Below are 7,865 nucleotides of genomic sequence, written 5' to 3'. Positions count from 1 at the left end.
TAACTGGGCAATCTGCTGGAGAGAATCTCCCTTTTTCCAGCGCTCCCACATTAAAGCCTTCTGGGTAGCTGTGTAATAGATTCGAGGTCGTTGTTTCATGAGCAACACTCCTTGCGCTTACGCAGTTTGTAGTGTGTTGCATCGACGGGTTGAAATCAAGACCCAAAGCAGTCGTTTATAGAAAAAACCACCCATAGGTGATTTTGGTGTTGCTTGGTGGCCCGGGGCAGAATCGAACCACCTACACAAGGATTTATAACCACAAATGATTACTTGTAGAACAAAGTGAAAGCATCGGCACCAGATCTATCTACGTCGTAAGTGGATATTGTTTTCATCTGCTTAACATCTTTAAGCTTATTCATATCAATAACCGCCCAATTAATAGCATTAATACTACGAACGTAGTAGAGATTGCGAGATAAATCATTCATCACAGTCCACTGAGTCACATCTGTAGATCCTGGTTTTGATGTTGGGCCAAAACCTACCTTATCGGAAACGTAGTCCATGGTGTAATCATAAGGAATATCAAAATTATTCATTGTGTGAGAGAGGACGGCAATGGCTTCATCTGGTGTTTTTGCCTTGCGAACATAGTTCGCATAAAAGGCAGCCTTAACAAAACGGCCCGCAGGGGTTCCGCTTGATGGTAGACCTTGAAGAGCATCACCAGGACCAGTCGCTTGGACCGTTAACTTTCCTAGCTTGTTAGGGCCTCTATCCTTATTATTAAAGGTGTAGTTATTGAGGTTTTCTAGATGCCACTGAAATGAAGGGTCATTCGTCAATACAGTCACAGGGTTGTCATAGACATTCTTTTTGCCATTCGAAAACTCCACCACTATTGATGCGCCCGTTTTATCAGAAATACCAAAATGTTGCGGGAGAGGGCCTGGACTCAATGCTGCGACAAGCGGCAACCAAAATTCTGTGTTGTCGCTCAATAGAGCTGCCTTAGCCTCGGCTACGCTTTTAAAGCTACCCAAAATCCAAGTGCTAAAGTCGTTGACTGATAATATTTTTGAATCGTCTTTGCCCACTGGCGGAGCCTTCGCATTGTTAAACCACTGCATGGAAATGCTCAAGCCCTGATCATTGGCGCCTTCTGCAAATAATGGCTGTTTTGCATTTGGCACCACTTTGCCTGCCATACCTAGAATGGGATATTTGGTTTCAAATATCATGCCCTGCTTGCCTGCTGGGGTTACAGACTCAACTTTTGTTCCAGCAGGCATAAAGGTCAACGCAGTAGGGGTTGACATATTGAGTTCCAAAGTACGGCCTTTATATCCATTGCCGCTAGCATCCATGATGACGAGTGACGTACAGGCTACGGCATTGCCAAATGAGGCAAAAACAATAGATACGACGGTGATTAGACTGATAATATTTTTAGTTTTCATATGGGATTCATTTTGGGCTTTTAACCGTAATAACTTTTAATTAAAAAGTTTTCAACACATTGAGTAGGTGTATTGATGTTCTACCTGGTGCCAATCTTATGTCAATTAACCCAAGAGCTAATATAGACCCCCTCACATGCACCCAGTATTATTTCAATCTTCCGCTCTATCAACCGACTCTTATTGGCCGAATTTTGACCTTTACGAGCCCCCAAAAGGACTAATTTGAAGGACTGCAATTAACTAGAAAGCAGTCAGATGGCGCTGAGTACTTTCAGTCGCCATCCTTAGTTTTTAACTAAGCTTTGGCCAGTCATCGGCTTCTAGGCGCAAAAGGGCTTCGCTCTTTCCTGATTCAACTTCAGCCGCAGACAACCCACTCGCTAGTTGCTCAGCTAAACCGACAGCACGATTAACTCTTTCTTCATCTGGCGCCTGTATAGCTAACATTAAAGCTAGGATCAATGCGTTCTTATGATGTCTATTGTTTTTTTGTATGAAATCTTGGTAATGCAGATCATCCTCCGCAAAAGCTACTTGCATCATCGAATATTGCTCCTCTCTTGTCTCGGTGCACCTTAAAAATCCAGGCTCGTCCCAATATTCTGTATTACAAATATTTGAAAAGTAATTAAATAACCCCTCCTTAGTATCCATAAAAATAGGTTGGCCTACGTCATATACGGATACTCGACTAGCTTTCGTTATTTGAGGGGGCATATCGCCAGCTTCCTTACTTTGAGATGCCTTCATTTTTACTTGGCCTGAGCAGATAAAAAAGTCAGGTGCCTTATAGAGATCATTGCTTTCGTCAAAATAATTAACTTCTAACCAAGTATCGTCATTTATCTCCACCACAGGAACTAAACTATTTCTTCCCTGCATCACGTTAATTAAGTAATCTTTGAAGCTGCAAACTTCAATTTTATTTTCCGAGTTAATTGAAAATACTTCTTTCTCTTTTGCTTGTTCGTAGTTCATATCCAAATAATTCATTTAATCTTGCTCCCAAAATGATGATGCTGCATCGACTCCAAAACGGCGCTCTAAATGCAGTAACCCATAACGACATCAGCGAGTAGTAACTTAGACCACAACGACAGAGTCAAACAACTAAAATCTATATTTGATACACCCACTACTCCCTTTAATGCCGATTTTATTTGCTGGACTTTTAGCCCATTTCAAATAAGCATTAGGTCTATAGTTTTCTAGATGTTGCCCATCAGACCTGTCAATGGGGCACCAAGTTAATGCAAACCAAGAACACCCCCCACGCAGATTTCCGCCGCGTTTTGTCATATATATAAATCCATGGACACGCAATTCCTTAAGCGCTCGCGTGGCCGTATTTTTTGAAAATCCTCTCTCATCAAGCATGGTTGGCGAAATCCAAATTTGTCCGTTATTCGTGCCAGAATAGAAATGCAATAACTCAACCAACATTGATCGGCCCGAATAACTTAAGTCCTTGTAGGCGCTCGAATTCAATATTTCTGAGCCGATCATGACGAATGGATCTGTCCTTTTTTTGCGCCTTAGCTTCAAGAATTTATCTTTTTTGTAGGCTCTCTCGTTAACATCACCCCCCATGGTTTTCCCCAAGCAGCGCCAGCAAGTCAGATCTTTTCCAAGATAATCGTCCAAAAATTCTAATTGGTTGAATTGGGCCGATTCCGAGGCACGCCCACTTTCGAAGAGTTTGGGGGGCTCGATTGAGATAATTTGCTGCATCACTTGTAGTTAGCAATTCGGGCAGCTCTAAGCCCTTCTCTTGTGTATCTGGCATTATCAAATTACTAGTAGCGCTTTTGTCTTTACTTAATAGGGCCGCTTTTTTATCGCCAATAACTTGATTCATTTTTTAAATTTCCAATCCCGTTTATGAAAGTTTGGGAGCGAGTTTTACCTAGCTCCATACTCTCCTTAACGGCATAATTTCCTAAAACTTTAATTTAATTTGCACTATTTCTTAAAATAATTTGATCCGCCTATCTTTCATGATGAAATTGAGGGGCTGCGGACGGTCGCAAAAAGCGTGGCCACGACTTTGCGACTATTCATCGGGGTTGTAAGGGGGTTACGAAAAAGTGTCTTGTGCGCACAAAGCTGAACCCACTATTGATACAAGATGGTTAGCTTTAATTAGACCCAAATGCAATATGGCCATTACTGCCACTCGATTCTTAGTCTTGCCAATAAAAGACCGAGCAATGTCAATTGCCCAGCAATTCAAAAAAATTAGGGGGTCAAATTTGGGGGCATGCTATCCCAATTTTGGGATATTGCTAGAGAGAATATTTCATCGAGTGAATTAAAAGAAATCCCAATCACTACCAATCAACGCTCGTTCAAATCCCAAATTTGGTGATCTACTAAGATATTGCCATCTAGCCATCCGGAATAGGACGGGATGACAGTATTTATTCAGTAGAGGGACTGTAGCTCAAGCCTGAAGTATGAACTTAATCATTCGACCTAGAAGAGTTCAGCATTCCCTAGAATGACTTTTAGGAAAATATTACCCTTACGGATTGTTCAATCTATTGCGACGCTATTAATTGACCCTATTTCATTCAACGCAACTAAATCATTTTTGAATTCAACGCCCGCCTCTTTAAGTATCCAACTCTCATATTTCGAGTGCCAAGCCTCAAGCAACTCCAGAGGACGGTGCTTATAGTGTCGTTCTGCTGTTCCGCTTGGTTTATGCCCCACAATCTGTGCAATAACCCCCACAGGAATTTCCACCCACTCACTTAAAGAAATAAATGATCTCCTAAGTCCATGCACGGTTACCCGAGGAAAATCAGCTGAGATTGCTATGGCCTTATCTAGAGCGCGGTTGTGTGTACTTGATGGCTCGGTAATGTATCCACAATTCGAACCGAGTGAACTAAAGACATATTTATTGCGCTTTGGTAAAGCCATCAGTAATGTCTTAAGGTAGGGAGTAAGAGGAATCCTGCGACCCTCTCCCGCCTCCTTATTATCACCTTCGACCTTATCTTTAATCCATAAAGAGTTACGCTCAAAGGAGACGTCCTCCCAGCGTAAAGGCGCCATTTCCTCTCTTCTCGCACCAGTAAGGAGAAGGGCTTGGAGATAAGTTTTAGCAATCTGATTATTTTGATTTCTTGCTCCACCTGATTGGCGCTCGACCTCACCTCTCTTAAAGTTTCGGCTCTCAAGACTACAGACAGCCTGAAACCATAAAGCTAAATGCCCTCGCTCAAGTGAATCATTTCGCCTGCTCTTTCGGCTTGGCACCTCATCACGCAAAGCCCGAGCATCAATAGCATCAGCATCAATGATGAGCTTGTATTCGGGATTTTGGGCGCACCACCGCCAAAAAGTACGGAACATCTCGAAGCCCTGACGAGCCTTATTCGCCCTCTCCTTTGCCTCTTGTTGTTGCCAATGCACCAAAACATCGGCAGATATATCCCCCATCTTCATAGACAGAATCGGATAGAGGACACCTTGCTTGGTCAATCCTTTGCCTCTAATCTTTAATTCACCACCTTTTTGGGATAGTCTCTCGTGATCCTGGAGGTGGCGCTCTCCCCATTTTTTTCCTCGCTCTATGTGAGGGCGTGACATTTTGTCCTTTTGATAGGCCAAATACACCCCCCAAGCATCCTGGACCAACAACGTCTTTGCTTTCTCGTGGGCACGCTTTGAAGCTGATTCGGCATTTTTAGTTTTATTTAACTCTCTAGGGTCCAAACCTTGATCCGTGAGTGTTTTTAATTTAGTTGCTTCTGCCTGCGCCTTGCCGATCGGCCAGACTCGAACATCGCCAATAGTTATGCGGATAGTTCTGCCTGAAACTTTGGTTTGAAAGATGAATGACTTCCGACCCGAGGCATAAACCTTCACTCCCAGTGATGGAACCTTCCCATCCCAATAAAAGCAATCAGATCTCCCTTCAGGGCAGCCAAAGGCTGCTACTCGTCCTGCAGTGAAATTTCCCCAATTAGCCATGCTAAACTCCAAAAAGTAACCCTATAGTAACCTTATATTGGAGTAACTTAGGAATTCATGGGAATACAAACATTCCAGTTATTTTAAAAATAATCAAATAAATCAGTTATTTATAGAATTACAGAGTTGATTTCTATTGATTTGAATTTCATTTATAACAGGTCTCATAACCCGAAGGTCGTAGGTTCAAATCCTGCCCCCGCAACCAAACAAGTAGAAGGCTTCAAGGCGATTATGTCTTTGAAGCCTTTTTGCTTTTTAGGCCAACCCATCACCAAAGTAGGGCTTATACACCCCAAATCTGGGAGAAGCCATTTGCAAGAGCTTCCATCGCGCACTATCCTAGGCATTAAGATTCTTGCTTAATCCACCTGGATTGCAATTTACGGAGAATATGCAATGACATTAACAAGCAAACTGATCGCACTGGTCTGCGGCTCTTTAATTAGCTTTGGTGCAATAGCCCAAAACTATCCCAGCAAACCCATCAAGATCATTGTTCCTTTTGCCCCTGGAGGCAGTACCGACATCATTGCTCGCAGCATGGCAGACCCCTTAAGTAAGCAACTAGGTCAATCCGTAATCGTCGAAAACAAGGCAGGTGGTGGTGGCTCTGTTGGCGCTCTAGAAGTAGTACGCGCGCCAAAGGATGGTTACACATTAGGTATTGCAACGATTTCCACTACGGCCTCTAATCCAGCGATTAATGGGAAGATTGGATATGACCCACTGAAGGATTTCACGGCAATTACGAATATTGCTGCAACACCAAATGTCATCGTGGTGAACCCATCGTTCCCAGCGCGAGATTACAAAACCTTTATCGAGGTCATTAAAAAGAATCCTGGTAAATATTCTTATGCAAGTTCAGGTACCGGCGGTATCGGGCACATGCAAACAGAGTTGTTCAAAAGCTTGACTGGGACATTTATCGTTCATATCCCTTACCGCGGCGCAGGCCCTGGCCTTATCGATGTGGTAGCCGGTCAAGTACCCATCATGTTCGATAACTTACCTTCTGCCCTCCCCTTCATCAAAGATGGTCGACTCATTCCAATTGTGATTGCCGCACCAAAACGTCTAGCGATCTTGCCAAACGTTCCAACATTTTCTGAAGTTGGTTTAGCGCCCGCAAATAGAATGGCCTACTATGGCCTATTGGGTCCAGCAGGTCTACCTAAGGATGTTGTAGATAAGATTTATGCAGCCGCTCAAAAAGCCGTGCTAGACCCTGCAGTGAGAAAGCGTATTGAAGATACCGGCTCCATCATTAACGTCAATGGTCCAGAAGCATTCTCCAAAGAGATTGCTGCAGAGTATGCGACATACAAAGATGTAGTTACTAAGCAGAAATTAGAGTTAGAGTGATTTCTGAGTCACCCAATGAAAAACCGCCCGAGGGCGGTTTTTTTACACTCTTCACTTCTTCCTCAGTGAGAATGGCCTTGTGAGTTCATTGGCATTTTATTGGGATTGCCGTTTGGCATATTGCCGCCATTCATCATCTGCTGATGCATTGATTTCATACCTTCATGCATCAATGGATCACAATACTCATGACCAGCGCTGTTGCTAGCGGCACCCATTTGGTGAGCATTGGCACCTTGGTAGCCTAGGAGAGAAGGATCTAGCATGCCAGCAATCATGGCGATGTGGCCAAATACCAAAAACAATGCGACACAGATCGCATGAATTTTGAGCTTGCCCATTTGATCCAAGGCTTTATTTACAAAACCAAACTCCTGTAAGGCAATCCAGATTAAAGGTAAACCGCCAATCAAATAACTGCCTACCGCTATCACATCAATGGCAGTGCGCCATTCATTATTTTTTGTGATGGGCAGTACCGCAGTAGTCATTAAATAAGCGATGACACCAATAAAATATAAGCCCACTGTTGTTCCTGAAAAACGATTCAGGTGATAAACAAAGCCATCAAACTTTCGTGTAAACAGAATGTAAAGCTCAGTGATTGCCAAGGTCTCAGCCAGTACTACAGGTATGGCCATAAAGATCAACAGATTCCATGGCTGGTTATCAGCCAATAACTGCATATAGTGAGTCATGTTCATTGCAATTCTCCAAAACAAAAATTATCTAAAGGCATCTAGATGCCACAATCAAAAGTGATTACAGATAAGTTTTGGGAGGCTTATAAATAGACTCAGCAATATTGGATGCAAGTAATTCGGTGTTGACATGCGAATACGCCTCAAGCTGCTTGGGCGAAAAAAAATCAGATGGGGCAATCAGAATCGCCACTACCACGCAACAATAATGTGTAGCGCCAGCATTAGCACTCGATTTACCCTCTTCATTATGGCTAATCGATCCAACCTCTTGACAGTGATCATGACTGGAAATAGCAACTGCACTAGTTGCTGCACTTAAATCAACAGGCATCATCGCAGCGTTAATTTGACTGGCGAAGATACTGATAAAGAGAAATGTGATGAATTTCTTCATACTTTC

At 43.0% G+C, this 7,865-nt stretch carries 7 protein-coding genes; 1 reads left to right on the top strand and 6 read right to left on the bottom strand.

What is annotated here, in order from left to right; genetic code table 11:
- Positions 1–269 precede the first annotated feature (269 nt).
- From ICN30_RS04375 to ICN30_RS04360, 4 genes are all read right to left on the bottom strand, one after another.
- On the bottom strand, positions 270–1,406 hold the full coding sequence (locus tag ICN30_RS04375) for a linear amide C-N hydrolase (protein ID WP_216273470.1): 1,137 nt from the start codon (positions 1,404–1,406) through the stop codon (positions 270–272).
- Between the two features lie 294 nt (positions 1,407–1,700).
- Positions 1,701–2,387: a hypothetical protein gene (locus ICN30_RS04370; RefSeq protein WP_216273468.1), complete on the bottom strand. Its 687-nt coding sequence runs from the start codon at positions 2,385–2,387 to the stop codon at positions 1,701–1,703.
- Positions 2,388–2,519: 132 nt separating this feature from the next.
- Positions 2,520–3,140 carry a hypothetical protein gene (locus ICN30_RS04365; protein WP_216273466.1) on the bottom strand — a complete coding sequence of 207 codons (621 nt, stop codon included), beginning with the start codon at positions 3,138–3,140 and terminating at the stop codon, positions 2,520–2,522.
- An 804-nt stretch (positions 3,141–3,944) separates the two neighbouring features.
- Positions 3,945–5,393, bottom strand: coding sequence for an integrase family protein (locus ICN30_RS04360; RefSeq protein WP_216273464.1), 1,449 nt, complete (start codon positions 5,391–5,393; stop codon positions 3,945–3,947).
- A gap of 399 nt (positions 5,394–5,792) precedes the next feature.
- Here ICN30_RS04360 and ICN30_RS04355 point away from each other — a divergent pair, with 399 nt between their 5' ends.
- Complete coding sequence (locus tag ICN30_RS04355; RefSeq protein ID WP_216273462.1) at positions 5,793–6,761, top strand: tripartite tricarboxylate transporter substrate binding protein BugE; 969 nt, start codon at positions 5,793–5,795, stop codon at positions 6,759–6,761.
- A gap of 62 nt (positions 6,762–6,823) precedes the next feature.
- Here ICN30_RS04355 and ICN30_RS04350 read toward each other — a convergent pair whose 3' ends face one another.
- A complete protein-coding gene (locus tag ICN30_RS04350) occupies positions 6,824–7,465 on the bottom strand; it encodes a DUF6803 family protein (RefSeq protein ID WP_216273460.1) in 642 nt (213 codons plus the stop codon).
- A gap of 58 nt (positions 7,466–7,523) precedes the next feature.
- The gene (locus tag ICN30_RS04345; protein ID WP_216273458.1) at positions 7,524–7,859 is read right to left on the bottom strand and encodes a hypothetical protein; all 336 of its coding nucleotides are present in this window, start codon (positions 7,857–7,859) and stop codon (positions 7,524–7,526) included.
- Positions 7,860–7,865: the final 6 nt, after the last annotated feature.

Source organism: Polynucleobacter sp. 31A-FELB (assembly GCF_018882405.1).
In the GTDB taxonomy this organism is placed as follows: domain Bacteria; phylum Pseudomonadota; class Gammaproteobacteria; order Burkholderiales; family Burkholderiaceae; genus Polynucleobacter.
Note: the sequence above shows the minus strand (reverse complement) of the source record. Positions and strands in the feature narration are given on the sequence as shown.

Excerpts from the sequence above, each read along its gene's own strand:
- ICN30_RS04375 (WP_216273470.1), bottom strand. The coding sequence starts at position 1,406 with ATGAAAACTAAAAATATTATCAGTCTAATCACCGTCGTATCTATTGTT.
- ICN30_RS04370 (WP_216273468.1), bottom strand. The coding sequence starts at position 2,387 with ATGAACTACGAACAAGCAAAAGAGAAAGAAGTATTTTCAATTAACTCG.
- ICN30_RS04365 (WP_216273466.1), bottom strand. The coding sequence starts at position 3,140 with ATGCAGCAAATTATCTCAATCGAGCCCCCCAAACTCTTCGAAAGTGGG.
- ICN30_RS04360 (WP_216273464.1), bottom strand. The coding sequence starts at position 5,393 with ATGGCTAATTGGGGAAATTTCACTGCAGGACGAGTAGCAGCCTTTGGC.
- ICN30_RS04355 (WP_216273462.1), top strand. The coding sequence starts at position 5,793 with ATGACATTAACAAGCAAACTGATCGCACTGGTCTGCGGCTCTTTAATT.
- ICN30_RS04350 (WP_216273460.1), bottom strand. The coding sequence starts at position 7,465 with ATGAACATGACTCACTATATGCAGTTATTGGCTGATAACCAGCCATGG.
- ICN30_RS04345 (WP_216273458.1), bottom strand. The coding sequence starts at position 7,859 with ATGAAGAAATTCATCACATTTCTCTTTATCAGTATCTTCGCCAGTCAA.